The following is a 25,145-nucleotide window of genomic DNA, read 5'->3' on the forward strand; positions in this document are numbered from 1 at the left end:
TGACCTGCGTGGATCACGAAGACCGCATCGCCCTCTTCCTCGACTACGAGAACCTCGCGTTGGGGGCCCGCGACCACCTCGGCGGCGTGGCCTTCGACTTCCGTCCCATCGCCGACGCCCTCGCCGAGCGCGGCCGGGTGGTGGTGCGCCGGGCGTACGCGGACTGGTCGTACTTCGACGAGGACCGGCGGATGCTCACGCGGTCGCACGTCGAGCTGATCGAGATTCCCCAGCGGATGGGGGCCTCGCGCAAGAACGCCGCCGACATCAAGATGGCCGTGGACGCGGTGGAGCTGGCCTTCGAGCGCGGGTACATCTCGACCTTCGTGATCTGCACCGGCGACAGCGACTTCACCCCGTTGGTCCACAAGCTCCGCGAGCTGAACAAGCGCGTCATCGGGGTGGGCGTGGAGAATTCGACCTCGGCGCTGCTGCCGCCCGCGTGCGACGAGTTCCTCTACTACGACCGGTTGGAGGGCGTCGACATCCCTCCCGCCCGGGTCCGGCGGGGCCGCCCGGCCCGCCTGCCCAGCCCCGACGTGCCGCGGGTGGAGCAGGAGCCGGAGCCCGAGCCGCAGCCGGCGGCCGAGGAGGCCGGGCGGGACGTCGACACGCTCGCCGTGTTCGTGGCGCAGACCGTCGCCGGCCTCCAGGGCAGTTCGAGCGGCGAGGTGACGGCCTCGACGTTGAAGCGCACCCTGCTGCGCAAGGACCCGACGTTCAGCGAGTCCGACTACGGGTTCCGCACCTTCGGGGAGCTCATGCGGCACCTCGCCCAGCACAACGTGGTCGAGCTGGCGGAGGGACCCGCCAAGGGCGACCCCGAGGTCTCCCTGCCCGAGCACGGCGACCGGGAGGTGGCGTTCGCGCTGCTCGGCTCGGTGGTGTCGGACCTCGCCGGAGACGAGGGCGCGGTGGCCCTCTCCGGGCTGAAGAACCAGCTGCGCCGGGCGCGGCCCGACTTCAGCGAGAAGAAGCTGGGTTACCGCAGCTTCCTCCAGTTCTGCAAGGCGGCCGCCACCAGCGGCGTCGTCGACCTGCGGTGGAGCCCCGAGGCCGACGACTACCTGCTCACCCCCCGGGCCGCCTGACCGGTTCCGGTCGGTGCCGGAGGGCGTCACCTCGTCGTGGGCGTCGCGACCACCGGCCGCGAGGGCTGACCCCGCCGTGCCCGGCCCGTCGCGCGGGGTCGGGCCGGGCACGCGGGTGGTCGGTCAGGGGACGGTCACGCCGTACGCGGCCAGGATCTCCATGATCGGCTGGTAGTAGGTGGTGCCACCGCTGGTGCAGTTGCCGCTGCCACCGGAGAGGATGCCGAGGACGGTGCCGGTGCCGGCGGCGTAGAGCGGCCCGCCGCTGTCACCCGGCTCAGCGCAGATGTTGGTGCGGATCAGGCCGGAGACGCTGCCCTCGGCGTAGTTGACGGTCGCGTTGAGCCCGGTGACCGTGCCGCAGCGCACCCCCGTCGTGGAGCCGCTGCGACAGACCGCCTGGCCGATGTAGGCGTTGCCGGCGCCGTTGATGGTGAGCAGGCCGGGGTACGTGTAGACGGCGCTGGGGTGGGCGACCAGGCTCGTGTAGCGGACCAGCCCGTAGTCGTTGCCGGGGAAGCTGCTGCCCGCCCGGCTGCCGAGGACGGTGGTCTGCGCGCTGTTGGCGTACCAGGTCGCGCCGACGGAGGTGCAGTGGCCGGCGGTGACGAAGTAGTAGGCGGTGCCGCTGCGGACGTTGGCGCCGAGGGAGCACCGCCCGCCGCTGTAGATCGCCTGCCCGCCGGCGATGAGGACGCGCAGCTCGCCCGGCTCGTGCCGGAGCACCGCACCGGCCCGGGCGGCGGTCGCCCGCAGCGCGGCGACGTCCTGGGCGGAGACGGTGTCGTCGACGGTCAGGGTCATCCGGCCGGTGGCAGGGTCGAGCCCCCAGGCGGTGCCGGCGGTACGGACCTGCGCGAGCGCGGCCGCGGCGCGGCCGGTGTCGTGGTCGGGGGCGGCGTGGGCGGGCGTCGGCAGGCCGAGCAGCAGCGCGGCGAGCAGGAGCAGGGCGGGCGGGAGACGACGCATCGAACCTCCATGGATTCGTTTCTGTCGATTCCCTACAGGATCCACCCCCGGCGTGACACGGACAAGCGGCTCGTCGTGCCGGCGACCCGTTCGCGGTCCGGCTACGGCAATGGCTGGGAGATGCCCCGGGCGTGGTCGGTGAGGGCCGCGCCGACCACGGTCGCCTCCAGCGGCAGCATCTCCAGGCAGCGGCGCACGGCGGCGGCCATCAGGGCGTTCGGCACCCGCATCGACAGCGTGCAGTGCGGCACCCAACGCCCCGGCCGGTAGTGCTCGACCAGCCCGATCCCCGCCTCGGCCAGCCGGTCGTGCACCCGTGTGTGGTGCGCGAGCAGCTCGGCGGTGGGGGTCGGGCCCAGCCACAGCACCCGGCCGACGAACTGCCCTGCGTGCTCGAAGCTCAGCCGCAGCGGCGCGGCCACCACCGTTCCGCGCAACGCCGCCGCGACCCGCTCCGGATCGAAGCGGGTCGCGACGGCGAGTGAGACGTGTGGCCGGTGACGCTGCTCCAGCAGCGACCGCATGCTCTGCACGCCCTCGGACTCCAGCGCGTCCCAGAGCACCCGGATCCGTCGGGTGGCGTCGGTGTCCAGGTAGAGCTCCAGCGCCGCGACCACATGATCATCCTAGGGCCGCGGTGGTCACGGCACGACGACCGCCCGGCCCTCCAGCGTGCCGTCGCGCATCTTCCGGTACGCGACGACCGCCTCGTCCAGCGAGAAGGTGCTGGCCTTCGGCTTCACCAGGCCCCGGGCGCCCAGTTCGAGCACCTCGATGAGTTCCGGCCGGCTGCCCCAGTACGTGCTCTGGATGCTCACCTCGTACGGCACCGAGAAGAAGCCCACCGGCAGGGTGCCGCCGCCGATGCCGACGATGGTGAGGTCGCCGACGGTGCGGGCGGCGGCGGCGCCGAGCGCGAGGGTCGCATCGGCGCCGACGAAGTCCAGGACCACGTCGGCGCCCCGGCCGCCGGTGGCCTGGCGGATCTCCTGGGCGGTGTCCGCGCCGGAGAGCATGGTGAGGTCGGCGCCGCACTCCGCGCCGAGCTTCAGCGCCTCCTCGCGGGTGTCCACCGCGATCACCCGGGCCGCGGTGGTCGCCTTGAGGATCTGCACCCCGACGTGCCCGAGCCCGCCCACGCCGATCACCACGGCGGTGCTGGTCGGACCGAGCTTCGCCCAGGACCGGCGGATCGCGTGGTACGGGGTGAGCCCGGCGTCGGTCAGCGGCGCCGCCAACACCGGGTCGAGCCCGTCGGGCAGCGGCACGACGAGCCGGGCGTGCGGCACCAGCATGTACTCGGCCATGCCGCCGTCCAGGCCGAGGCCACCGCCCCCGCCGGGCACCGGCGCCTCGGCGACGTTCTCGCAGTACGACTCGACGCCCACCCGGCAGCGTTCGCAGGTGCCGCAGCCCCACGGCCCGTACACGGCCACCGGCTGCCCCACCGTCAGCCCGCTCACCCCGTCGCCGAGCGCGTGCACCCAGCCGGCGTTCTCGTGGCCGAGGATGAACGGCGGGTTCCAGGGCACCGCGCCGGCCTCGAAGTCGTGCATCAGGTGCAGGTCGGAGTGGCAGGCACCGGCACCGCCGATCTTCACGACCACCTGATCCGGGCCCGGGGTCGGCTCGTCGACCTCGACCAGTTCGGGCTCCGACTTCCAGTTGGGCAATCGCAGCGCGCGCATGACGCCTCCTGTTCTCCCGCTTCCGGTCCGCCTGCCGGCTGCCCGTTCCGCGACAGCCCAAACGGCCCGCCGCGACGCTCCGGTCACCCGTACCGGTGAGCCGCCGCAGGCGTGGACCTCAGGGCAGGGCCGTCGCGTCGGGCCGGGCGGCGTCCGGGGCCGTGGCCGGGCCGGTCTGACCCCCTGGCGTGAAGGGGGCGTCGGGGGCCATGGAGGGGGCGTCCGGGCTGGTCGCGGGGGCGGCCTGCGCCACGGCACGGCGGCCCAGGCCCCGGTCGACGGCGACGAAGAGCAGGCCCAGCAGCCAGAACGCGGCGGCGAAGAAGACCGCGCTGACGGCCACCCCCGCGTAGCCCAGCTCGCCTGCGTCGATGAACGGGTACGGGTACCGGTCCACCACCAGCCCTCTCAGCAGCGCGAAGCCGAGGTATCCGAGGGGGAACGCCAGCCACCAGGCCGCGTAGCGCGGGCGGAGCCGGCCCCGGCGGTCGAACAGCGCCCAGTCCGCCACGGCCAGCAGGGGCACGACGGTGTGCAGGAACTGGTTGCCCAGCGCCTCGCCGAGCGTACGGTCGGCCGGGGGCATCGCGAACGGGCTGGCCGGGTTGGCCAACACCAGGTGGTAGACCACGCCGGTGATGGTGATGTAGAGCGTGACCGCGCCCTTGAGCGCCGAGGGCGGCTCGGGCCGGTCCTGGCGGGCCAGCCAGGCGGCGTATCCGGCGAAGAGCCCGACGGCGAGGTTGCTCTGGATGGTGAAGTAGGGCAGGAGGCCGGTGAGCGTGGCGGAACCGAGCGCGGTGAGCACGATCCCGGCCAGCACGCTGATCACGATCGCCAGGCGGAAGACCACCGCCACGCGTCGACGCCGCAGACTCATCGGGGCAAGCTACCAGCCGCCCGGAGCCGAGGTCACCGGCCGACGGCACGCGGGCCACGCCGCCGGGGGAGGGCGCGCGGGCAGGGGCGCGCCCCTGCCCGTCGGCCGCCCGGTCAGCCCGCCTCGCCGCCGCTCGGCGGGGCGGTGTGGCGCCCCTGCTCCGGCGGGAGGTGGGCGGGGCCGGGCCCGGCCGGTTGCGCGGCCGTGGCCGACGGCGACGCCGTGGGCAGCGGCCCGGTCCGCCGGCTCGGGTCGGCTCCGGGCCGACCGGTCGGGTCCACCCCGGGACGGCCGGTCGGGTCGGCTCCGGGGCGGCCGGTCGGGTCGGCTCCCGGTCGGCCGGTCGGGTCGGCTCCCGGTCGGCCGGTCGGCTCCGCTCCCGGATGGCCCGTCGGGTCGGCTCCGGGTTGGCCCGTCGGGTCGGCTCCGGGATCGCCGGTCGGCGTGACCGTCGGCCCGCCGGACGGGCTGCCGTTCGGGGCGGGGCCCTTCGGCTCGTCGGTCAGCACCCGGTCGCAGTAGCCGGCGACCTTTCCAGGGCCACCGGCGGCGCGGATCAGGTCATCGAAGGTGGCCTCGTCCGGGAGACCGCCGTCGCCGACGTCCGCCCGGTACGCCCGGCACGACTCCCGTACCGCCGCGTCGTGCTCCGGCCGACCGTCCACCCCGCCCGTCGGGGCGGACGGCGGACGGTGGGCCTTCGTGGGTGCGGCGCCCGTGGTGGGGGCGGGCCCGGGAGCGGCGGTGGTGGGTGCCGGACCGCGCAGCGGGTCGGGCAGCGCGCCCCCGGTGGCGGCGAGGGCCACCCCGCCCGTGAGGGCGAGGGCGGCACAGGCCAGCGCGGCGCGGACGCCGAACCCCGCGAGGGCGGGACGGCGGCGCGGCTCCGGCTGGCCGGGCGGGTTGCCGGCCCGAGCCAGCCGGTAGGCCCGTACGGCCGCCTCCTCGCCGGCCAGTTCGTCGGCGTGGGGCGTGGCGCGCACCGCCGTCAACAGCGACGTGAGGGACTGCGGGCCGTCCTGCGGGTCGAGGACAGGACCGTCGAGCAGCCGCTCGACGGTTTCCTGGTCCATCCGGTGTGCGTTCATCTCGTGTCCCTCAGCGCCACGGGCCGTCGGGCCGTCACACGGGTCGGGTGTGACGTCCGACAAGTGCCGGGCCGGGACCGACCGGTCCGCCCATGGTCCTGGCACGCCGCGACCGCCTCGCGCAGGATGCCCGGACGCCGGGTTTCCGCCAGCGGTTGCCGATTCGTCCGGTGCGCGGTGCACTGAATCACATGGGTGTGATCAAGGTGGGCACGTCGTCCTGGGCGGACCAGATGCTGCTGCGCTCGGGCTGGTACCCCCGCGCGGCCAACACCCCGGCCGGTCGGCTCGACTTCTACGCCGGGCGCTTCCCGCTGGTCGAGGTGGACACCTCCTACTACGCGGTGCCCGTGCCGGAGACGACACGAGGCTGGGTGGACGCCACGCCCGAGGGCTTCACCTTCGACGTCAAGGCGTTCAGCCTCTTCACCGGGCACCCGACACCGGTGGCGGCGCTGCCCCGCGACCTGCGCCCGGCCGGTGGCCCGAGCCGGATCCGGCGCCGGGACCTCCCCGCGGCCGCGTACGACGAGCTGTGGGACCGGTTCCGGGCGGCGCTGGACCCGATCGCGGCGGCCGACCGGCTCGGCGCGGTCCTGCTCCAGTTTCCGCCGTGGCTGGCCCGTGGGGCCGCCGCCGAACGGCGCATCGCCGAGCTGGCGGAGCGGTGCCAGCCGTGGCGGGTCGCCGTCGAGCTGCGCCACGCGTCCTGGTTCGACGGCACCGCCGCGCTGGACACGCTCGGGTTCCTGCGGGAGCGCGGGCTGTCGTTCGTCTGCGTCGACATGCCGCAGGGGCACGCCTCGTCGGTGCCGCCCATCCTGTTCGCCACGGCGGAGCTGGCGGTCGTCCGGTTCCACGGCCACAGCACCGCCTGGGAGACCGGGGACAAGCAGGAGAAGTTCCGCTACGCGTACGGCGACGAGGAACTACGCCGCTGGTCGGAACTCCTGGTCGAGCTGGCCGGGCAGGCGGGGGAGCTGCACGCGCTGTTCAACAACTGCTGCGGCGACCAGGCCCAGCGTGACGCGGCCCGGCTCGCGGAACTGCTCGGGGTCCGCCCGGCGGGACGCGACCGGGCGGGAGCCGGTTCGCCCTCCTGAGCACGCGCCGGCCCCACCCGGGATCGTCGGCGCGGCGCCAGGTTTCCCCGCCGGCCGCCCGGGTACCGGCGGGGGCGTGAGCGACGGAAGGGGACGCGGTGATGGGTGAGCAGCGGCAGGAGCACCCCGGGGAGGCGACGCCCGGCGTACCGGGGGACGCGGCGGCGCGCGAGACCCGGGAGGCGCAGGAGGCGCACGGCGGCAGCATGGCGCCCGCTCTGGTGGACGACACCGGTCACCCGGTGGCGGCGGACCCCGCCGAGGTCGCCGAAGAGGACACCGCCGGCGGCTGACCCCGTGGTGGGAGGTCCAATTCCGTGGACCGGGCCGGTGCCCTCGGGCATGATCGCCGGATGGCGGCAACCTCCCGTGCGCTCCTGCGCTGGCAGTTCGACCTGACGTGGTCGCTGTTCGAGTACCACCTCGAGCGCCTCGACGCGGCGGACTTCCTCTGGGAACCGGCCGAGGTCTGCTGGACGGTGCGTCGCGACCCCGCCGGCGGCTGGACACCCGACTGGGCCGACACCGAACCCGACCCCGTGCCGGTCCCGACCATCGGCTGGCTGTCCTGGCACATCGGCTGGTGGTGGACGGTGACCATGGACCATCTCGGGGGACGGCCACCACGGCAGCGCACCGACGTGCGATGGCCGGGCGCGGGCGAGCCGACGGTCGCCTGGCTGCGGGGCCTGCGCGCCGAGTGGCTGGGGCACCTCGACCGGCTCACCGACGCCGACCTCGACGGCACCGCGCCGTTCCCGTGGCAGGACGACCCGGGCCACACGGTGGCGCACATGCTCGGCTGGGTCAACGCCGAGCTGATGAAGAACGCGGCCGAGATCGGTCAGCTCCGGCTGCTGCGGGCGGCGGGGCGCGCCTGACCGCCGGGCTCTTCGGCGGGGGCGGTCCCGTCCGCGCAGCTCGGCGTCCAGGTCGAGGAACCACGCCTCGTGCAGCCCCGTGCCGGGGCGTGCCGGTCAGGAACGTCGGCCCCTGGTCCGCAGCGCGTCCTCCGTCCGCTCCTCGACGTCGGCGGCGTCGGGGAAGGACCGTCGGGCCGGCGCCGGGTCGGGCGGCGCGCCGGGGCCCGCCGGCCGCGTGGGTGTCGGTTCGATCGGGCCGAAGCCGTGCCGGCCGGCGGGGCCGGACGGTCCCGCCGGCTCGTCGGCCCGCCGCTCCCCGCGCCGCCCCTCCGGCACGGCGGTCTCCTCGCTGCCCTCGTTCATGGGGTCGTGCTCAGCGACGCCCCACGGCGCCTCCACGTCCATGCCGTCCCTGGTCACCCAGGGCGTGGTCGCCTCCGGTGCGCGTCGGCCCCCGCCGCGTCCCTCTCCTGCCGTCATGACCACCTCGCTGCTCGGTCCGCCGGTACCGGCCCCGAATGCCCGTCACCGGGGCGGTCATGCCTCGCCGGCGCCCCGGGGCCGCGGTGCCGGCGGGTGGGGACGCGCGCAGCGGCGCCCCGCCGCCGAGGAGTCGGCGGGACGCCGTCCGGCGGCACGTCGGTCAGCAGCGGCCGGACTTCGCCATCCGCTTCTGCCTGGCCCCGCCCATCGCCATGAGCGCGCCCATCCCCTTCGGGGCGTTCCGCATGCCGCCGACGCGCCCGAACATCCCCCGGAACACCTCGCCGGGCTTCTGCTGCTCGCCCATGTACGCGGTCATCACGATGAGCGCCCCGGTCATCGCCGGGACAGCCCACTGGAGCATCCGCATCTGCCGCTGGCACGACGCCACGTTCGACGGCGTGTGCGAGTTCGGCTCGGTGACCCCCTCGACCGCCGGGCCGCCCGCCTTCTCCAGCTTCATGCCGAGCAGTCGGCTGTAGCCGGTCACCGCCAGCGCGCCGACCGTCAACGCCGTCTTCAGCGTGCTGGCCCGGGCCACCCCCGACTGGGCGGCCACCCGGGGGCTCTCCGTCACCAGTTCCCCGACGGCCCCCGCCAGGTGGGCGCCGATCGCCGCGGCGTTCACCGGGGTCCACCGGGCCCAGCCGGCCGAGGCCATCGGCAACCGCTGGGTCGAGTCGTTCATCTGTGCCGCCGCGCCGTTGACGCCGAACGCTCCCATCAGGGAGCCCCCGAACCAGGCCGCCAGGCCCAGGTCGTGCATCGAGCGCAGTGCGGTGTGCCGTTCGGACATCTGATCCCCTTCCACCGTGTCGGGCGGTGCGGCATACCCGCCGCCCGGCCGGCTAATCCCGCCCGTGACCTGCCGATATGCCGCGGCGGCACAGATACCGGACCCGGGGCGTCGTCGCCGGGGACGGGCCGGGAGGAGTCGTCGGGGCCGGCGCGGGTAGTTCGTCGGACGACCCGAGCGAGAGGGGAAGCGGATGTCGCAGCCCGAGGAGAGCCGGGAGAAGACCGCGTCGACCGACGCGGTGCTGATGCACCCGGACAACGATCCGCGCAGGACCACGGCGCAGGTGCCGCCGCCCGGCGAGCGCGGCGAGACCCGCGTGGAGCGGGACGGCGAGATGGTGCCCGTCGACACCGACGAGTGAGCGTCTCCGTCCCGGGCGGTGGTCGCGCCGCCCGGGACGCGTGCCGCAGCAGCCCGGCGCCGGTGTCACGTGACCGGGGGAGCGGCCCCGACGGGTCGCCCCGCTCGGTGCCGCGTCCCGCCCCGGGTCAGCGGGCCGGCAGGTCGGCGGCGAAGCGGGCCACCCGGGCCGCCAGCGGGGCGCTCGCGCGTACCCAGGTGAAGTGGTCCATCGGGGCGCCGGCCTGCGCCGGCGTGTAGCGCTCGCGCGCGACGGGCGCCGCAGCCAGCTTCGCGCACAGGTGGTCGACGGTCTCGTGCGGGGTGTACTGGTCGTCGTCGATGCTGACCGCGAGGACGGGGGTCCGCAGCGCCCGCACGGCCGCCTCGGCGTCCACCCCGTCCAGCTGCGGGAAGCGCCCGGTCCGTGCGGTGTACGCCCAGTCCCGGATGACCCCGCGCGCCTGCCGGCCGCCGAAGCCCCAGCCCGGCCAGACGCCGAGCAGCCGGGCGGTCGCCGCGATCCCCTGGGTGTACGGCAGGACGCCGTACCCGCGCAGGCCCGGGTAGCTGCGCCACCACGGTACGCCGACGGCGACCAGCGCCAGCCCGTCGACGTCGTGCTCGCCGTGCAGGGCGAGGTGCAGCAGCGCCGCCTGCCCGCCGAGGGAGTGCCCGAGCAGCAGCGTCCTGCGCCCGTCCCGCCGGGACTTGAGCGCTGCCAGCACGGCGCCCACGTCGGCGGCCAGTTCCGGGTAGCCGTACCGGCAGGCGCGGCTCGGCTTCGGGGTGCTCTCCCCGGTGCCGCGCAGGTCGGCCACCGCCACGGCCAGGCCGGCGGCGCGCAGCGCGGCGGCGAACGGCCGGTAGTAGCGCGCCCGGACGCCCATCGCCGGCGTGATCAGCACCAGCGGGGCGTCGGCGACGCCCTCCGGATCCGGATACACCTGTAGCCCGATGCGGGCCCCGTCGACCTCGACGAACTCCTGCCGGTATTCCCCCGTCGCGTTCACCGGCCCAGGCTACGGCCCGAGGCTACCGACGGGTAACCGTGGGGTGGTGGGCGTCACGTCCCGGGCGACGACCGGGGGCCGCCCACCACCACCCTGCGCTACGCCACCGCCGGAGCGGGCCGGCCGACCGTGCTGACCGTGGCGTAGACCGTGCTCAGCTGCTCGGCGCAGCGCTTCCACGAGTACCGGTTGCGGATCCGGTCCAGCGCCGCCGTCGCGTACGCGAAGCGACGGACCTTGTCGGCGAGCAGCCGGCGGACCGCGGTGCCGAGGGCCCGGGGGTCCCGCGGCGGCACGAGGTCGCCGGTCAGGCCGTCGACCACGGTGTCGGCGATCCCGCCGACGTTCGTGCCGACGACCGGTACGCCGCACGCCATGCCCTCCAGCGGGGTGAGCCCGAACGGCTCGTACCAGGGGGCGGCCACCAGCAGGTCCGCCGAGCGGTACCACGGGGCCAGCTCCTCCCGGGGCAGCCCGCCCAGCAGCTTCACCCGGTCGGCGACCCCGCAGGACTCGGCGAGCGCGCGGAGCCGGCGGGCGAAGCCGTCCGCGGGGAGCAACTCCGCCGGCGGGCCGCCGACCACCACGCACTCGGCGTCCGGCACGGCCGGCAGCGCCCGGATGACGTCCTGGATGCCCTTGCGCTCCACCAGCCGGCCGACGGTGATGATCCGGGGGCGGGCCGGGTCGCGCGGGGCGACGGGCCCGTCGGGACGGAACAGCTCCTGGTCGACCCCGGCGGGGACCAGCGTCATCCGGGACCGGGGCACGCCGAGGCGGACCAGCTCGCCGACCTCGTCCTGGCACTGCACGATGATCCGGTCGGCGGCCCGGCCCAGGGCCCGCTCGTAGCCCACCCGGCCCGGTGGGCTGGTGTCCCGGGCGCCCTGCAACCGCCGCTTCACCGAGCCGAGGCTGTGGTACGTCAGCACCACCGGCACCCCGGTGCGCCGGCCGGCGTGCAGGGTGGCCAGCCCGCTCGTCCAGAAGTGGGCGTGCGCCACGTCCGGCGCCCAGCCGCCGTCGCGCCACTGACCCGCCAGCCAGCGCCCGAACTCGCCCAGGTGCGGCAGCAGCTCGTCCCTCGGCACCCGCAGCGCCGGGCCGGCCGGCACCTGGCACACCCGGTAGCCGTCCGGGGTGACGACGGAGTCGGGCGGGACAGTGGAGTCCCGGCGGGTGTAGACGCGCACGTCGTGCCCCTCGCCGGCCAGCGCGGCGGCGAGCTCCGCCACGTGCGTGTGCTGACCGCCGGATTCCTCCACCCCTCCGACGGCGAGCGGACTGGCGTGCTCCGAGATCATCGCGATACGCATGTGCTTCCTCCATCGGCCGGCCCGTCGGCGGGGACCCGGTCGAGCCCCGGGGCGTCTCCTCGCCGCCTGGCGGACCCCGCCGCAGGAGTCCCTACCCCCGACCTTCCCTCCTAACCGCCGCCTGCCCGGCTCGTCCTGACGGAGTGTCCGTCGGGTGTGGAGCGGCCGGCGGGCGGCGGGGCGAACCACCCCACCGCCCGTGACCGCCCGGTCGCAGCCGGTCAGGACCGTTCGTCGTGGAGCATGCCCGGCCCGAAGACCTCGTAGGCGATGCGCTCCACCGGCACTCCCCGGCGCAGCAGGCCGCCCCGGACGGTGTTCATGAACGGCAGCGGCCCGCAGAGGTGCACGTGGGCGTCGGGGGAGAGGGGGATCAGCGCCGGGTCGACCCGGCCCGCGATGACCTCGGCGGTCACCCCGGCCAGTTCGCCGTCGGTGAGGTCCTCGTACCAGAGGGCGGTGCGCAGGTTGGGCAGCGCGGCGTGCAGGCGCGGCAGTTCACCGCGGAACGCGTGGGCCGCGCCGGCCCGGTCGGCGTGCACCAGCACCACCGGACGCTCCGGTTCGGTGGCGGCCAGGTGCTCCAGGGCGGCCATCGCCGGGGTCAGGCCGATGCCCGCGCTGACCAGCAGCAGCGGGCCCTCCCCGGCCACCGCGCTGACCTCGCCGAACGCGGGGCTGAGCCGGAGGACGTCGTCGACACCCACGCGCTCGTGCAGGAAGGTGGAGACCATGCCGTCGGGGGCGTCACCGCCACCGCGTACGCGCTTGACGGTGATCCGCCAGTGGTCGGCGCCGGGACGGCCGGAGAGGCTGTACTGGCGGATCTGCTGACCGCGCCCGCCGTCGAGGTCGACGGCGACCGAGGTGTACTGGCCCGGGACGAAGGTGGGCACCGGGCCGCCGTCGGCCGGGACCAGGGTGAACGACACGACATCCAGCGCCTCGGTGGTCCGGGCGACGACCCGCCAGTCCCGCCACACGGGCTCGCCCTCGGCCAGCCCGGCCACGGTGTAGAGGCGGGCCTCCCGGGCGATCAGCTCGCAGGCGAGCAGCCAGTAGACCTCGTCCCAGGCCGCCGCGACCTCGTCGGTGACGGCGTCGCCGAGCACCTCGCCGACGGCGGCGAGCAGGTGCCGGCCGACGATCGTGTACTGGGTGGCGGTGATGCCGAGCGAGGCGTGCTTGTGCGCGATGCGGTCCAGGATCGGCCCCCACGGTGCATGGCTGCCGCCGGTCAGGTGCTCCGCGTACGCGACCACGGCGGCGGCGAGGGCGGCCTTCTGGGTGCCGGTGGCCTGGTTGCTGCGGTTGAAGATGTCCAGCAGTTCGGGGTGCGCGTCGAACATCCGCTGGTAGAACCGGCCGGTGATCGCCTCGCCGTGCGCCTGCACGGCGGGCAGGGTCGCCGTCACCACTGCTGCTGAGGACTCCGAGAGCACGACTGTCTCCTTCTGGGCTGAACCGCTCGGGCCCCGACAGCAAAACAGGTATTCGAAATACCTCTTCAGGGCCGAAGGTCCCGGGTCGAGGGTCGTCCGGATCACACCCGGGGCCGGTCGGCCGTGGTGGGCGGTCGACCGCGCTGGCTAGGGTCGAGGCGTGAAGCTCAACCGGTCCACCGACATGGCGCTGCGCATCGCCATGCTCGCCGCCGCGAACCCGCGACGGATGACCGTGGACGAGCTGTCCGACCAGCTCGACCTGCCCCGCAACCACGTCGCCAAGGTGGTGCAGCGGTTGCAGCGGCTCGGGGTGCTGGTCACCATCCGGGGCCGTTCCGGCGGGGTGGCCTTCGCCGAGGACGGCGGGAGGACCACCGTCGGGCACGTGGTCCGGGCCTTCGAGGGCGACGACGAGGTGGTGTCCTGCGACGAGCCGGCCTGCTCGCTGCGCGCGGCCTGCCGGCTGCGGGGCGAACTGCGCCGTGCCCGGGACGCCTTCCTCGCCGTGCTGGACGACGTGACCCTCGGCGAGCTCGTCGCCGGGCCGACCGGCCCGGCGCTGCTCGCCCTCGGCCTGCCCCGCCCCCGGCCGGCGCCGTCCGGGGAGCCACCGGGGCGCGACGTGTCGCCGTCCGGAGAGTTGCCGGCGCCCGACGCGCCGCCGTCCGGAGGGTCGCCGGGGCGCGACGTGTCGCCGTCCGGGGGGCCGCCGGGGCGCGACGTGTCGCCCTCAGCGACCGTGCCGCGTCCGCCGGAGCCCCACGCGCCGCCGTCGCCTGTCGGGCCCACCGGAGCCCGGCCGGCCGTACCCGGTCCGGTCTGAGGAGTGACGATGCCCGCCAACAAGGTCTCCCACCCGGTCTTCGCCCGGGTGTTCCAGCGGGCGAGCGTGGCGATGGACCGCGCCGGCGCGGCCGCTCACCGCCGGCGCCTCGTCGCCGGCCTCGCGGGCCGGGTGGTCGAGGTCGGCGCCGGCAACGGCCGCACCTTCGCCCACTACCCGGGCACCGTCGAGCGGGTGCTGGCGGTGGAGCCGGAGCCCCGGCTCCGGGCTGCGGCCCGGGAGGCGGCGGGCACGGCTCCCGTACCCGTCGAGGTGGTCGACGGCCTCGCCGAGGCGCTGCCGGCGCCCGACGGCGACGCCGACGCGGTGGTGTTCTCCCTGGTCCTCTGCTCGGTGGCCGACCAGGACGCCGCGCTGCGCGAGGCCCGCCGGGTGCTGCGGCCCGGTGGGCAGGTGCGCTTCTTCGAGCACGTACGCGCGCAGAGCCCCGGCCTGCGCCGCGTGCAGCGGTTGGCCGACGCGACCGTCTGGCCGTTGCTCTGCGGCGGCTGCCACACGGGCCGCGACACGGTGGCCGCGATCCGGGCGGCGGGCTTCACCGTCACCGAGCTGGACGCGTTCCGCTTCCCCGACAGTCGACTCCCGGCCCCCGCCACCCCGCACGTGCTCGGCGTGGCCACCCGCGACTGATCCACCCTCGCCCATGGCCGCGCCGGTGGTCGGTGGCCGCGCCGGTCGTCCGTGGCCGCGCCGGTCGTCCGTGACCGAGCCGGCTGTCCGTGGCCGTCGGACCGGTGCCACTCACCGTTGCCGCGCCGGTCCGTTCCGGGCCCGGACGTGGCGGAACCCCGCGCCAGGCGGCACGGGGTTCCGGGACGCGGTCGCGGTCAGGAGACCGTGATCGAGCCGTCCCCGGCGCGGACGCAGGCCACGGAACGCGCACCGGTGGTGGCTGCGCCCGTCAGGCACTGCCCGAGCACCTGGTGGCCGGCGGCGTTCGGGTGCCACGACTCCTGGCAGGTCTGGAAGTAGCTCACGCAGGTGTTCGCGATCCGCTGGATGGCGATCTTGTCCTTGCCCGAGAGGCTGCTGACGAAGACGCCGTTGGGCGGGCTGTCCTGCAGCCGGATCGGGGTGGCCAGGGTGCCGGCCGGGCTGGTTCCCGACTCGCAGAGCCGGGCGCCGTCGAAGGCCCGCTGCACGTTGAGGTAGACCAGGTCCGCGCCAGGGAACTCGGCGGCCAGGGTGTCCCGGGTGGACTTCACCAGGGTGCCCAGCCCCTGCGAGAAGCGGTGCCCCGGCAGCAGGCTGGCCCGGTGGATCGGGCAGCCGGCCGCGTACCGCTCGGCGCCGAGCGCGCGGAACTTGTCCCGGGTGTCGTCCCGGCTGTCCTCCTCGTGGAACCCGGGGGCGAGGTCGAGCGGCAGCGGGTTGGTGTAGTCCTGGAAGACGATCCGGTGCTGGCCGTCGGCGTCGATCTCGCGCAGCGTGGCGAGGAGCTGGCGTACGGCCGAGGTGGTCTCCGCGGTCGCGGCGCTCCACTGGGCGGCGGTGGCCAGGTCGGCGTCGGAGCAGGGCTTCTGCTCGACGGGGCCGTTCAGGTAGGCCCAGAACTCCCACCAGCCGGTCCAGGCGTCGGCGATGAACCGGTTGGCGCACTTCTCCGCGACGTTGCCGAAGGTGAACGAGCTGTTGTTGGAGCCGAGCCCGAGCAGCACCAGGTCGATGTCGTGGGTCCGGCCGACCGCCCGGAGCTGGTCGAGCTGGGCGGCCACCTGGCGGCCGTTGGCCCGGGCCGAGGAGGCGGCGGCGATGTCGTGCGGCTGCCCGCCGGAGCAGGCGAGGTTGAACCGGTCCTGGATGCCCGGCAGATTGGCCCGGTGCAGTGAGGCGTTCGCCGAGCGGTGGCAGAAGAACGCGTTGTTGTTCGCTGCGGTCCAGCCCGGGAAGCCCTGGGCGACCCCGTTGGCGTCGGCCACCGGGGTGTACGCCCCGGCGCCCTCGCCGCTGATGAAGCTGTCGCCGAGCGCCACCGCGGCGGTGGGCGGGGCTGCCGAGGCCGGGGCGCTCAGCCCGACGGCGGTCGACAGGGTGGCGGTGGCGACGGCGAGCGCCGCCGCGAGTGCGGTACGACGGAACCTGGACATGCGTCCCCTAACTGTCCATCGAAACGTGAAAGATCCTCCGAGGGCGCGATCAGATCACTCCGGCACGACGGGCGTCAATGGCCTGTAACAAGATCTTTCCGAGAGGGACACACTCGCCCCGGCCGCGACCCCGGGGGCGTCGGCGGTCGGAGCGCAGGTCCGGGGCGTCGGCGGTGGAGTGTCGGCGGCCGGTGACGCCGGCCACCCGGCCCCCGGGGGTCCGGCGTCCCGGCGACCGGAGAACCCGGCGTTGCGGTGCCCGGGGACCCTGCGTCAGTGGCGGCGTCAGCCGCGTGGGGGAAGGCTGGCCACGGCATCGTTGTTGTCCGGGTGGAACCGCCCGCCGGCCGGCGCCACCGCAAACCGGTCACGGTGGCTTCGATGCGCCGGAACCGGACGGAACGCGCTACCCTGCCGCCCGGGCCCGACCCACGACGAGGCGCGTGCCTCGCTGCGGGGCGCCGTCGTCCTGTCGCATCTCCCGGTTAGGCTCGCTGCGGCGCGCGGGCCGGCCGGCGACGTCGGACGCGGCACCACATCGCCGAGACCTGGGAGTACGACCAGTTGACCGCAGAGCCTGAGACCCTGTACGGGGCCGACGACCTCACGCACCTCGAGGGGCTGGACGCCGTCCGCAAGCGGCCCGGCATGTACATCGGCTCCACCGACAGCCGTGGCGTGGGTCACCTCGTCAACGAGATCCTCGACAACTCGACGGACGAGGGCGTCGCCGGCCACGCCACGAAGGTGGAGGTGACGCTGCACGCCGACGGCTCGGTCCAGGTCGACGACGACGGTCGGGGCATCCCCACCGACGTGCACGCCAAGTCCGGCATCTCCGGCGTCGAGCTGGTGCTCACCCGGCTGCACGCGGGCGGCAAGTTCGGCGGCTCCGGCTACAAGACCTCCGGCGGTCTGCACGGCGTGGGCGCCTCGGCGGTCAACGCGCTGTCCCGCCGGTTCGACGTCACCGTCCGCCGGGGCGGCAAGGTCCACGCGATGTCGTTCCGGCACGGCGTGCCGGGGGTCTTCGACGATGCCGGCCCCGACGCGGCGTTCACCCCGGGTCCCGGCCTCCAGATCGTCGGCGCGATGAAGCGCGGCCAGCGCACCGGCACCTCGATCCGCTGGTGGCACGACGCGCGCTACTTCGAGACCGGCGCCCGCCTGGACGCCGAGGCCGTGCGGATGAAGCTGCGCAACACGGCGTTCCTGGTGCCGGGCGTGAACTACACGCTGCGCGACCACACCGGCGAGGAGCCGACCGAGGAGAGCTTCCACTACCCCGACGGCCTGACGGACATGGTGGAGTTCCTCGCCCCGGCCGGCGACCGGCCCGTCTCCGGCATGCTGATGGTCACCGGCGAGGGCACCTACCGGGAGAACGCCGCCGACGCCAACGGGGTCATGCAGTCCAACGTGCAGCGTCGGGCCGAGGTCGAGGTGGCCTTCCGCTGGGGCACGGGCTACGAGCGCACCGTCGAGTGCTTCACCAACACCATCCGCAACGCGCACGGCGGCACCCACCGCAAGGGCTTCGAGCGGGGCCTGGCGCGTACCCTCGCCGACGCCGTCCGCAACACCCGTGGCCTGCTCAAGGCCAAGGAGGACCCGCCCACCCTGGACGACGTCCTGGAGGGCATGACAGCGGTCGTGCACGTCCGGATCCCGGAGCCCCAGTTCACCTCGCAGACCAAGGACGAGCTCTCCACCGCCGGCATCACCAAGGTGATCCAGGGGCTGGTCGAGCAGCACCTGAAGGCGTGGCTGGAGGATCGCCGGACCAAGGCCGAGGCGCGTACGGTCCTCCAGAAGATCGTCGACGCGGCGCGCGTACGGCTGACGCAGAAGCAGCAGAAGGACGCGGCCCGCCGCAAGACCGCCCTGGAGGGCGCGTCGATGCCGCCGAAGCTGGTCGACTGCCGCGCGGCGGGCATCGACCGTAGTGAGCTGTTCATCGTGGAAGGGGACAGCGCACTCGGGACAGGGCGACTTGCCCGATCTGCCGAATATCAGGCACTTCTTCCGATTCGAGGCAAGATCCTCAACGTGCAGAAGGCCAACCTCCAGCAGGTGCTGGACAACGCCGAGTGCGCCGCGATCGTGCAGGTGCTCGGCGCCGGCTCCGGCCGCACGTTCGACCTGTCCGCCATGCGCTACGGCCGAGTGCTGATCATGGCGGACGCCGATGTGGACGGCGCGCACATCCGCACCCTGCTGATCACGCTCTTCGCTCGCTACATGCGACCGCTGATCGAGGCCGGCCGGCTCTACGCGGCGATGCCGCCCCTACACAAGATCACCACCAGGGGGCGCAACCCGCAGACGATCTACACCTACACCCAGGCGGAGATGGAGGCCACGGTCCGCAAGCTGGAGAAGGCCGGCAAGCAGATCGTCACCCCGATCCCGCGATTCAAGGGTCTCGGCGAGATGGACGCCGACGAGCTGTGGGAGACCACGATGAACCCGGCCACCCGGGCCGTCCGCCGGATCACCCTCGACGACGTCGACGCCGCCGAGCGGATCCTCGAACTGCTGATGGGGGAGAAGGTCGAGCCGCGCCGCAACTGGCTGATCGACTCCGCCGACCGGGTCGACCGCGAGGCGATCGACGCATGAGCACCACCCGCCGAGAGGGAAGCTGAACGATGGCACGCCGCAAGGACGACCGCGCCAAGGTGGACCTGTCCGCCTTCGACCAGGCCGGCGCGCGGGTCTTCGACAATCCGCTGGTCACCGAGGTCTCCGACTCCTACCTGGAGTACGCCTTCTCGGTGATCCACTCCCGGGCCCTGCCCGACGCCCGCGACGGCCTCAAGCCGGTGCACCGGCGCATCCTCTGGTCCATGTACGAGCAGGGCCACCGCCCCGACCGGGGGCACGTGAAGTCCGCCCGCATCGTCGGGGACGTGATGGGCAAGTACCATCCGCACGGCGACACGGCCATCTACGACGCGATGGTGCGCCTGGCGCAGGACTTCTCGCTGAACGCGCCACTCATCGACGGGCACGGGAACTTCGGCAGCCCGGACGACGGGCCGGCGGCCTCGAGATACACCGAGGCCCGGATGTCGCGCGAGGCGATGCTGCTCGTCGGCGAGCTGGGCGAGGACACGGTCGACGTCGAGCCCAACTACGACGGCTCGCTGACCCAGCCCACCGTGCTGCCCGCCGCGTTCCCCAACCTGCTGGTCAACGGCGCCTCGGGGATCGCGGTCGGCATGGCGACCAACATGATCCCGCACAACCTCGGCGAGGTGGTCTCCGCCGCCCGCTGGCTGATCAACCACCCGGACGCCACGCTGGACCGGCTCATGGAGTTCGTCCCGGGGCCCGACCTGCCCACCGGCGGCCTGCTGCTCGGGCTCGACGAGGTGCGCCGGGCCTACGAGACCGGGCGCGGCGTCGTGCGGATGCGGGGCAAGGTCGAGATCGGCCCGCTGGAGGGCAGCCGGGGCCGGCAGGCGATCACTGTCGTGGAGCTGCCCTACGGCGTCGGTGCCGAGAAGGTCATCGCGGCCATCACCAACGAGGTCAACAAGACCAAGCGGCTCACCGGCATCGCCGACGTCAAGGACCTCACCGACCGGGAGAGCGGCACCCGCCTGGTCGTCGAGTGCAAGGTGGGGGTCAACCCGCAGGCGCTGCTCGCCGACCTCTACCGGCTCACCCCGCTGGAACAGTCGTTCGGCGTCAACAACCTGGTGCTGGTCGACGGGCAACCGCAGACCCTCGGGCTGAAGGCGCTGCTGGAGGTCTTCCTGGCCCACCGCTACGAGGTGGTGACCCGGCGCAGCTCGTACCGCCGGCGCAAGCGCCAGGAGCGGCTGCACCTGGTCGACGGCCTGCTGATCGCCCTGCTCGACATCGACAAGGTGGTCAAGCTCATCCGGGCCAGCGAGGACGCGCAGGCCGCCAAGGACGGCCTGATGCAGAAGTTCAGGCTCTCCGAGATCCAGGCCACCTACATCCTGGACACCCCGCTGCGCCGGTTGACCAAGTACGACCGGATCGAGCTGGAGGCCGAGCAGGAGAAGCTCCGCAAGGAGATCGCCGAGCTCTCCACGATCCTCGACGACCCGAAGGTGCTGAAGAAGGTCGTCTCCGACGAGCTGGCGGCGGTGGTGAAGCAGTTCGGGGCGCCGCGTCGCACCACGCTCGTCGACGGGGACCTCAAGGAGGTGCTGGCCGCGTCCGCGCCGGCCGGCCCGCTGGAGGTCGCCGACGACCCCTGCCAGGTGATCCTCTCCGCGACCGGGCTGGTCGCCAGGACGGCGGCGGAGTCGGAGGAGGCGTCCGAGGGCCGCCGGCGGCACGGCCGGACCAAGCACGATGCCGTACGCGCCGTCGTGCACTCCACCGCCCGGGGGAAGGTGCTGCTGGTGACCAGCGCCGGCCGGGCGTTCAAGGTCGACGTGCTGCCGCTGCCGGTCCTGCCCGAGCAGGCGGGGACGGTGTCGCTGCGCGGCGGGATGGCCGCCGCCGAGCTGGTGCCGCTGGAATCGGGGGAGACCGTGGTCGGGCTGGCACCACTCGGGCCGACGGCCGAGGGCTCCCCGGGCCTCGCCCTGGGCACCCGGCAGGGCGTGGTCAAGGTGTGCGCACCGGAGTGGCCCGTCCGCTCGGACGAGTTCGAGGTGATCGGCCTGCGGGAGGGCGACGAGGTGGTCGGGGCGACCTGGCTCACCGACGGCGCGGAGACGCTCACCTTCGTCACCTCGGAGGCGTCGCTGCTGCGGTTCGCCGCCGGACTGGTCCGGCCGCAGGGGACCAAGGGCGGCGGCATGTCGGGCATCAACCTGCCCGCCGGCGCCCGGGTGGTGTTCTTCGGGGCGATCCGCACCGACGACCCGGGCCACGGTGAGCCGATGGTGGTCACCTCCACGGGCGCCACGGTGAAGGTCACGCCGTTCCAGGCGTACCCGGCGAAGGGGCGGGCGACCGGCGGTGTGCGCGCCCACCGCTTCCTCAAGGGTGAGACCGACGTGGCCGTCGCCTGGGTCGGGTCGCGTCCGGCGGCCGCCACCGCCACCGGCGAGCCGGTGGAGCTGCCGGCGGCGGACCCGCGCCGCGACGGCTCCGGCTTCGCCGTGATGCTGGGCCCCACCGTCGTCGGCCACCAGATCGAACGCGACTGACCCAACCGGCCGGGGGCCGGCCGCTGACCCAACCGGCCCCCGCACGCCCACCCACCCACCCCCACTCCCACCCCCACCCCTGCTCCCCGCGCTCGTTCCGCGCGTTGATCATGAAGTTGTTGTCACCCCGCTCGGCGTGTCACGACAACAACTTCATGATCAACGGGGCGGAGCGGGGGGCTGGGTGGGGGAGGGGGTGGGGGTGCGTAGGTGGGTTACCAGGCGCATGCCGTGGTAGACGGTCAGGGCGGCGGCGGTGCCGAGGGCGATGCCGTTGAACGAGAGGTCGCCGGCGGTGAGGGTGTAGTTGGCCGCGCCGACGATCACCGCGACGGCGGCGGTCATCAGGTTCACCGGGTCGTGGAAGTCCACCCGGCTCTCGATCCAGATCCGCGCGCCGAGGATGGCGATCAGGCCGTACAGGGCGGTGGTGGCGCCGCCGAGGACGCCGGCCGGCACGGTGAGGATCAGCGCGCCGAACTTCGGGCTGAGCCCGAGCAGGACCGCCGTCAGGCCGGCCACCCAGTACGCGGCGGTGGAGTAGACCCGGGTCGCCGCCATCACGCCGATGTTCTCCGCGTAGGTGGTGGTGCCGGAGCCGCCGCCGGAGCCGGCGAGCATCGTGGCCAACCCGTCGCCCATGAACGCCCGGCCCATGTCCCGGTCCAGGTTCCGGCCGGTCATCGCGGCGACCGCCTTGACGTGCCCGGCGTTCTCGGCGATCAGCACCAGGATCACCGGGATCACCAGCACGACCGCGCGCAGGCTGAAGCTCGGTGCGTGGAACTCGGGCAGGCCGACCCAGGCGGCGTCCCGCAGGCCGTCGACCGCCTTCGGGTCCAGGTCGCCGAGCACGGCGGCGAGGACCCAGCCGACCACCACCCCCAGCAGGATGGACAGGCGGGCCAGGAAGCCCCGGAAGGCCACCGTGGCGAGCAGGATGGCGGCCAGCGTCACCACCGCGATCAGCGGCTGCGCCTTCACGCCGGTGCCGCTCCCGTCGCCGTCCCAGGCGACCGGGGCGAGGTTCAGGCCGATCAGCGCGACGATCGCCCCGGTGACCACGGGCGGCATCAGCGCGTCGATCCAGCGCGACCCGGCGAGCTGGACGACCAGCCCGACGGCGGCCAGCGCCACGCCGGCGACGACGATGCCGCCGAGCGCTGGGCCGATGTCGCCGCCGGCCTTGGCCGCCAGCACCGGCGCGATGAAGGCGAAGGACGAGCCGAGGTACGAGGGCAGCCGGTTGCCGGTGATCAGCAGGAACAGCAGCGTGCCGAGCCCGGAGAAGAAGAGCGTGGTGGCCGGCGGGAAGCCGGTGATGAGCGGCACCGTGAAGGTCGCGCCGAACATCGCGACGACGTGCTGCACGCCGACGCTGAGGGTGCGCGGCCAGGAGAGGCGTTCGTCGGGGTGGACCACGTCGCCGGGGCGGATGGACCGGCCGTCGCCGTGGACCGCCCACGCGGACCAACGGGAGCGCGGCTCGGTGGAGGACTGGGTCATGGAACGCCCTTCGCGTCGTGAAGAGGTGACGGGGGCGCAGGTGAAACCCAGGAGTCGTTTCTAGCAGAGGCCCGGCTCGGCCCGGCCGGTGGCCCGGCAGGGGTTCGGCAGGTGGCATGGGCGGGCCCGTCCGGGCCCGCGAACCGTTGCCGCCAGTCGGGCGGGTCAGGCGACGCCGGCGGGGCGGAACTGGACGCTGACGCGGGGCCCGACGGGGCGGGTGGTCTTGGGCACGGCGTGCTCCCAGGTGCGCTGGCAGGAGCCGCCCATCACCACGAGGTCGCCGTGGCCGAGTGGGAAGCGCAGGCTGTCGCCGCCGCCGCGGGGCCGCAGCAGCAGTGCGCGCGGCGAGCCGAACGAGACGATGGCGACCATGGTGTCGGTGTGCGCGGAGCGGCCCTGGGTGTCGCCGTGCCAGGCGACGCTGTCCCGGCCGGAGCGGTAGAGGCACATGCCGGCGGTGACGAAGGGCTCGCCGAGCTCGGGGGCGTAGTGCCGGGTGAGGGCGGCGCGCGCCTCGGTGAGCAGCGGGTGCGGCAGCGGGCGGTGCCCGGCGTACCAGCAGAGCAGCCGGGGCACGTCGACCTCGGCGTCGTACATCGTGCGGCGCTCGGCCCGCCAGGGGACGTCTCGCAGCAGGACGTCGAAGACCTGGTCGGAGCCGGTGACCCAGCCGGGCAGATGGTCGACCCACGCGCCGTGGGTGAGCGGGTGCCGGCGCAGCCGGTCGGCCAGCGGGCTCAGCGACGGTCCGGCGGCGGTGAGGTCGAACATCGACGGCTGGTAGGCGGCCCCGGTCATCCGCCCAGCGTACCCGCCATGTTGGTACAGGTGTACGGACGCCTTGCCCGCCCGCCGGTCGCCGGCGAGGGCCGGCCGGCCGGGCGGTGCGAACCCCGCCTCAGCGGCTCAGTATCCGGCGCACCCGGCCACCGATCACCTGCTTGACCCGGGTCTGCAGGCGCTGCCCGCGCAGCGTCTCCGTCTCCTTGCGCAGCTCGACGTTGCGGTCGCGCAGCCACTGGATCCGCTCCCGCAGCGCGTCGGGGGCGGTCGCGGCGGCCGGGCGTACGGCGGGCGGGAAGGCGGTGGAGCGCACCTGCGCGTCGAACCGGGCCGCGCTGTCGCCGTCGGCGAAGGCGTGGCCCAGGTCGTGCTTGGCGAGGAAGGCCAGCATCGTCTCGTAGCGTGACCTGTGGCCGGCGTTGAGCGCCGTGTAGTCCGCCTCCGCGTAGAGCTGGGCGGCGTCGACGTCGACCGGCACGTCCTTCATGACCCGGTGCGGGATCTCGAAGTACCGGGCGAGTTCCAGGGTGCGCGAGTCGTGCGCGAAGAGGTAGCCGGGCGTGCCGGCGATCAGCGCGGTGATGGTGCCGTGGATCCGGGTGCCGAACGCGAACTCGAATCCGGAGAGGTAGTCCATCCAGGTCCAGGGGTCGACGAACATCCGCACCTTGTCCTCGGTGAACAGCGGGTGCGAGGTGTGGATCGGGATCTTGCTGGTCCTGCCCCGGTCCCCGGGGGCGTCGCCGTAGAGGAGCGTGCCGAGCGTCTTGAGGTCCTGCGGCAGGTAGCGCAGGTTCGGGTACCGCTCGTGGTGCCGGGCGATGATCTCCGCCATCGACGTGACGTACGGGGAGACGGTGAGCGCGAGCCTGTCGTCGGGCGACAGGGACGCCTTCCTCTTCTCCACCCGCAGGCTGTCGCCGTGCAGGAACATCGACGGGCAGCCGATCACGTCGACGGCCGAGAAGCCCAGTGTGCGCAGGTAGTCACGGGTGATCTCGCCGCGTACGCCGATGCTGTGCGAGCGGTCGAGGACCGCCCGTACGAACCGGGTCACGACGTCGTCGATCGGGCGGAGGTACTCCCGGTCGCCGTTGATGTCGGTCTGTACGCCCACCCCGAGCACCACCACCGGGATCTTCAGCTGCTCGATGAGCTTCGTCATGGCCTCGACGCGGTGGGCGTAGCTGCGGCGGAAGGCGTTGGCGAGCGGTACGACGTAGACGTCGTACCGCTCGTTGATCATGTCGGCGTCGCGCGGGTCGATCCTGAACTCGGTCGAGGTGATCTCGGCGGTGGCGGTGCGCAGGAGCTTGTGGGCGGCGTGGCTGAAGACGAGGTTGCCGTTGTTGTCGCCGATCCAGTTCCGCTCGTGCGTCTCCTCCGGCGAGTAGACGTCGAACGGGCCCTTCTTCGCCCGCATCAGGATTCGCTGGTGCATTCGCCCGCCTCTCGTCACCTCCGGGTCTGGGAATACTAGCCACCCGATCGGCCGGAACCCGGATGCCCGCCACCGCCGTCACGGATGGGGACGCAACGGTCACGGAGGGACGGGAGGAACGGGACTCCCCCACGGGACAGAACGGGCACTCGCGGACGGGACGGAACAGAGCCTCAGGCCCGGCGGGTAGGGTGCCCGGCGGGGCGGCGCCGACCGGCGGACCGCCACGGGCCCCTCGGGGGCGCCTGAGGACGGGGTCGAGG

Annotated in this window: 23 protein-coding genes; 9 read left to right on the forward strand and 14 right to left on the reverse strand. The window is 74.1% G+C overall.

The features are described from left to right. Positions 1-8 precede the first annotated feature (8 nt). Positions 9-1,091: a PIN domain-containing protein gene (locus OG989_RS16735; RefSeq protein ID WP_151455944.1), complete on the forward strand. Its 1,083-nt coding sequence runs from the start codon at positions 9-11 to the stop codon at positions 1,089-1,091. Positions 1,092-1,214: 123 nt separating this feature from the next. Here OG989_RS16735 and OG989_RS16740 read toward each other — a convergent pair whose 3' ends face one another. The 5 genes from OG989_RS16740 to OG989_RS16760 all read right to left on the reverse strand — a co-directional run bounded on the left by OG989_RS16740 (position 1,215) and on the right by OG989_RS16760 (position 5,716). After that, on the reverse strand, positions 1,215-2,060 hold the full coding sequence (locus OG989_RS16740) for a S1 family peptidase (protein ID WP_327031048.1): 846 nt from the start codon (positions 2,058-2,060) through the stop codon (positions 1,215-1,217). A gap of 101 nt (positions 2,061-2,161) precedes the next feature. Then, complete coding sequence (locus OG989_RS16745; protein WP_327031049.1) at positions 2,162-2,677, reverse strand: 2'-5' RNA ligase family protein; 516 nt, start codon at positions 2,675-2,677, stop codon at positions 2,162-2,164. Positions 2,678-2,701: 24 nt separating this feature from the next. Continuing rightward, positions 2,702-3,748: an NAD(P)-dependent alcohol dehydrogenase gene (locus OG989_RS16750; RefSeq protein ID WP_151457798.1), complete on the reverse strand. Its 1,047-nt coding sequence runs from the start codon at positions 3,746-3,748 to the stop codon at positions 2,702-2,704. Between the two features lie 118 nt (positions 3,749-3,866). Next, entirely contained in the window at positions 3,867-4,628 is a 762-nt protein-coding gene (locus OG989_RS16755; protein WP_327031050.1) for a Pr6Pr family membrane protein, read from the reverse strand. 113 nt (positions 4,629-4,741) lie between these two features. Further along, positions 4,742-5,716, reverse strand: coding sequence for a hypothetical protein (locus tag OG989_RS16760; RefSeq protein WP_327031051.1), 975 nt, complete (start codon positions 5,714-5,716; stop codon positions 4,742-4,744). A 191-nt stretch (positions 5,717-5,907) separates the two neighbouring features. Here OG989_RS16760 and OG989_RS16765 point away from each other — a divergent pair, with 191 nt between their 5' ends. The 3 genes from OG989_RS16765 to OG989_RS16775 all read left to right on the forward strand — a co-directional run bounded on the left by OG989_RS16765 (position 5,908) and on the right by OG989_RS16775 (position 7,700). After that, positions 5,908-6,819 (forward strand): DUF72 domain-containing protein, encoded by a 912-nt coding sequence (locus OG989_RS16765; RefSeq protein WP_151455864.1) that lies wholly within the window; start codon positions 5,908-5,910, stop codon positions 6,817-6,819. Positions 6,820-6,920: 101 nt separating this feature from the next. Next, entirely contained in the window at positions 6,921-7,112 is a 192-nt protein-coding gene (locus OG989_RS16770; RefSeq protein WP_327031052.1) for a hypothetical protein, read from the forward strand. Between the two features lie 60 nt (positions 7,113-7,172). Beyond that, a complete protein-coding gene (locus OG989_RS16775; protein WP_327031053.1) occupies positions 7,173-7,700 on the forward strand; it encodes a DinB family protein in 528 nt (175 codons plus the stop codon). A 96-nt stretch (positions 7,701-7,796) separates the two neighbouring features. Here OG989_RS16775 and OG989_RS16780 read toward each other — a convergent pair whose 3' ends face one another. Next, on the reverse strand, positions 7,797-8,162 hold the full coding sequence (locus tag OG989_RS16780; RefSeq protein WP_327031054.1) for a hypothetical protein: 366 nt from the start codon (positions 8,160-8,162) through the stop codon (positions 7,797-7,799). A gap of 163 nt (positions 8,163-8,325) precedes the next feature. After that, on the reverse strand, positions 8,326-8,961 hold the full coding sequence (locus tag OG989_RS16785) for a hypothetical protein (RefSeq protein WP_327031055.1): 636 nt from the start codon (positions 8,959-8,961) through the stop codon (positions 8,326-8,328). A gap of 193 nt (positions 8,962-9,154) precedes the next feature. Between OG989_RS16785 and OG989_RS16790 the strand changes: the two genes are divergently transcribed. Beyond that, positions 9,155-9,325, forward strand: a complete 171-nt coding sequence (locus OG989_RS16790; RefSeq protein WP_327031056.1) for a hypothetical protein — start codon at positions 9,155-9,157, stop codon at positions 9,323-9,325. Between the two features lie 127 nt (positions 9,326-9,452). Here the strand turns inward: OG989_RS16790 and OG989_RS16795 are convergent, their stop codons facing one another. From OG989_RS16795 to OG989_RS16805, 3 genes are all read right to left on the reverse strand, one after another. Further along, positions 9,453-10,316 carry an alpha/beta hydrolase family protein gene (locus OG989_RS16795; protein ID WP_327031057.1) on the reverse strand — a complete coding sequence of 288 codons (864 nt, stop codon included), beginning with the start codon at positions 10,314-10,316 and terminating at the stop codon, positions 9,453-9,455. A 98-nt stretch (positions 10,317-10,414) separates the two neighbouring features. Further along, a complete protein-coding gene (locus tag OG989_RS16800) occupies positions 10,415-11,632 on the reverse strand; it encodes a glycosyltransferase (RefSeq protein WP_151455859.1) in 1,218 nt (405 codons plus the stop codon). A 221-nt stretch (positions 11,633-11,853) separates the two neighbouring features. Then, positions 11,854-13,122 (reverse strand): globin domain-containing protein, encoded by a 1,269-nt coding sequence (locus OG989_RS16805; RefSeq protein ID WP_327031181.1) that lies wholly within the window; start codon positions 13,120-13,122, stop codon positions 11,854-11,856. 112 nt (positions 13,123-13,234) lie between these two features. On the opposite strand from OG989_RS16805, the gene OG989_RS16810 reads away from it, so the two are divergent. Both OG989_RS16810 and OG989_RS16815 read left to right on the forward strand, forming a co-directional pair. Continuing rightward, complete coding sequence (locus OG989_RS16810) at positions 13,235-13,900, forward strand: RrF2 family transcriptional regulator (RefSeq protein WP_327031058.1); 666 nt, start codon at positions 13,235-13,237, stop codon at positions 13,898-13,900. A 9-nt stretch (positions 13,901-13,909) separates the two neighbouring features. Continuing rightward, positions 13,910-14,551 (forward strand): class I SAM-dependent methyltransferase, encoded by a 642-nt coding sequence (locus OG989_RS16815; protein WP_327031059.1) that lies wholly within the window; start codon positions 13,910-13,912, stop codon positions 14,549-14,551. Between the two features lie 197 nt (positions 14,552-14,748). Here OG989_RS16815 and OG989_RS16820 read toward each other — a convergent pair whose 3' ends face one another. Continuing rightward, on the reverse strand, positions 14,749-16,008 hold the full coding sequence (locus OG989_RS16820; RefSeq protein WP_327031060.1) for a hypothetical protein: 1,260 nt from the start codon (positions 16,006-16,008) through the stop codon (positions 14,749-14,751). A gap of 564 nt (positions 16,009-16,572) precedes the next feature. Between OG989_RS16820 and OG989_RS16825 the strand changes: the two genes are divergently transcribed. Beyond that, positions 16,573-18,630, forward strand: coding sequence for a DNA gyrase/topoisomerase IV subunit B (locus OG989_RS16825; protein ID WP_327031061.1), 2,058 nt, complete (start codon positions 16,573-16,575; stop codon positions 18,628-18,630). Positions 18,631-18,659: 29 nt separating this feature from the next. Next, complete coding sequence (locus tag OG989_RS16830; RefSeq protein ID WP_151455853.1) at positions 18,660-21,149, forward strand: DNA gyrase/topoisomerase IV subunit A; 2,490 nt, start codon at positions 18,660-18,662, stop codon at positions 21,147-21,149. A gap of 159 nt (positions 21,150-21,308) precedes the next feature. On the opposite strand, the gene OG989_RS16835 is transcribed toward OG989_RS16830, so the two are convergent. From OG989_RS16835 to OG989_RS16845, 3 genes are all read right to left on the reverse strand, one after another. Further along, positions 21,309-22,655 carry a uracil-xanthine permease family protein gene (locus OG989_RS16835; RefSeq protein ID WP_327031062.1) on the reverse strand — a complete coding sequence of 449 codons (1,347 nt, stop codon included), beginning with the start codon at positions 22,653-22,655 and terminating at the stop codon, positions 21,309-21,311. Positions 22,656-22,820: 165 nt separating this feature from the next. Next, entirely contained in the window at positions 22,821-23,456 is a 636-nt protein-coding gene (locus OG989_RS16840) for an alpha-ketoglutarate-dependent dioxygenase AlkB (RefSeq protein WP_151454994.1), read from the reverse strand. Between the two features lie 100 nt (positions 23,457-23,556). Beyond that, the gene (locus OG989_RS16845; protein ID WP_327031063.1) at positions 23,557-24,882 is read right to left on the reverse strand and encodes a polysaccharide pyruvyl transferase family protein; all 1,326 of its coding nucleotides are present in this window, start codon (positions 24,880-24,882) and stop codon (positions 23,557-23,559) included. Positions 24,883-25,145: the final 263 nt, after the last annotated feature.

It is taken from the genome of Micromonospora sp. NBC_01740 (assembly GCF_035920365.1).
Taxonomy (GTDB): domain Bacteria; phylum Actinomycetota; class Actinomycetes; order Mycobacteriales; family Micromonosporaceae; genus Micromonospora; species Micromonospora reichwaldensis.

Excerpts from the sequence above, each read along its gene's own strand:
- OG989_RS16775 (WP_327031053.1), top strand. The coding sequence starts at position 7,173 with ATGGCGGCAACCTCCCGTGCGCTCCTGCGCTGGCAGTTCGACCTGACG.
- OG989_RS16800 (WP_151455859.1), bottom strand. The coding sequence starts at position 11,632 with ATGCGTATCGCGATGATCTCGGAGCACGCCAGTCCGCTCGCCGTCGGA.
- OG989_RS16845 (WP_327031063.1), bottom strand. The coding sequence starts at position 24,882 with ATGCACCAGCGAATCCTGATGCGGGCGAAGAAGGGCCCGTTCGACGTC.
- OG989_RS16815 (WP_327031059.1), top strand. The coding sequence starts at position 13,910 with ATGCCCGCCAACAAGGTCTCCCACCCGGTCTTCGCCCGGGTGTTCCAG.
- OG989_RS16740 (WP_327031048.1), bottom strand. The coding sequence starts at position 2,060 with ATGCGTCGTCTCCCGCCCGCCCTGCTCCTGCTCGCCGCGCTGCTGCTC.
- OG989_RS16770 (WP_327031052.1), top strand. The coding sequence starts at position 6,921 with ATGGGTGAGCAGCGGCAGGAGCACCCCGGGGAGGCGACGCCCGGCGTA.
- OG989_RS16750 (WP_151457798.1), bottom strand. The coding sequence starts at position 3,748 with ATGCGCGCGCTGCGATTGCCCAACTGGAAGTCGGAGCCCGAACTGGTC.
- OG989_RS16835 (WP_327031062.1), bottom strand. The coding sequence starts at position 22,655 with ATGACCCAGTCCTCCACCGAGCCGCGCTCCCGTTGGTCCGCGTGGGCG.
- OG989_RS16785 (WP_327031055.1), bottom strand. The coding sequence starts at position 8,961 with ATGTCCGAACGGCACACCGCACTGCGCTCGATGCACGACCTGGGCCTG.
- OG989_RS16830 (WP_151455853.1), top strand. The coding sequence starts at position 18,660 with ATGGCACGCCGCAAGGACGACCGCGCCAAGGTGGACCTGTCCGCCTTC.
- OG989_RS16790 (WP_327031056.1), top strand. The coding sequence starts at position 9,155 with ATGTCGCAGCCCGAGGAGAGCCGGGAGAAGACCGCGTCGACCGACGCG.
- OG989_RS16765 (WP_151455864.1), top strand. The coding sequence starts at position 5,908 with ATGGGTGTGATCAAGGTGGGCACGTCGTCCTGGGCGGACCAGATGCTG.
- OG989_RS16780 (WP_327031054.1), bottom strand. The coding sequence starts at position 8,162 with ATGACGGCAGGAGAGGGACGCGGCGGGGGCCGACGCGCACCGGAGGCG.
- OG989_RS16755 (WP_327031050.1), bottom strand. The coding sequence starts at position 4,628 with ATGAGTCTGCGGCGTCGACGCGTGGCGGTGGTCTTCCGCCTGGCGATC.
- OG989_RS16840 (WP_151454994.1), bottom strand. The coding sequence starts at position 23,456 with ATGACCGGGGCCGCCTACCAGCCGTCGATGTTCGACCTCACCGCCGCC.
- OG989_RS16760 (WP_327031051.1), bottom strand. The coding sequence starts at position 5,716 with ATGAACGCACACCGGATGGACCAGGAAACCGTCGAGCGGCTGCTCGAC.
- OG989_RS16820 (WP_327031060.1), bottom strand. The coding sequence starts at position 16,008 with ATGTCCAGGTTCCGTCGTACCGCACTCGCGGCGGCGCTCGCCGTCGCC.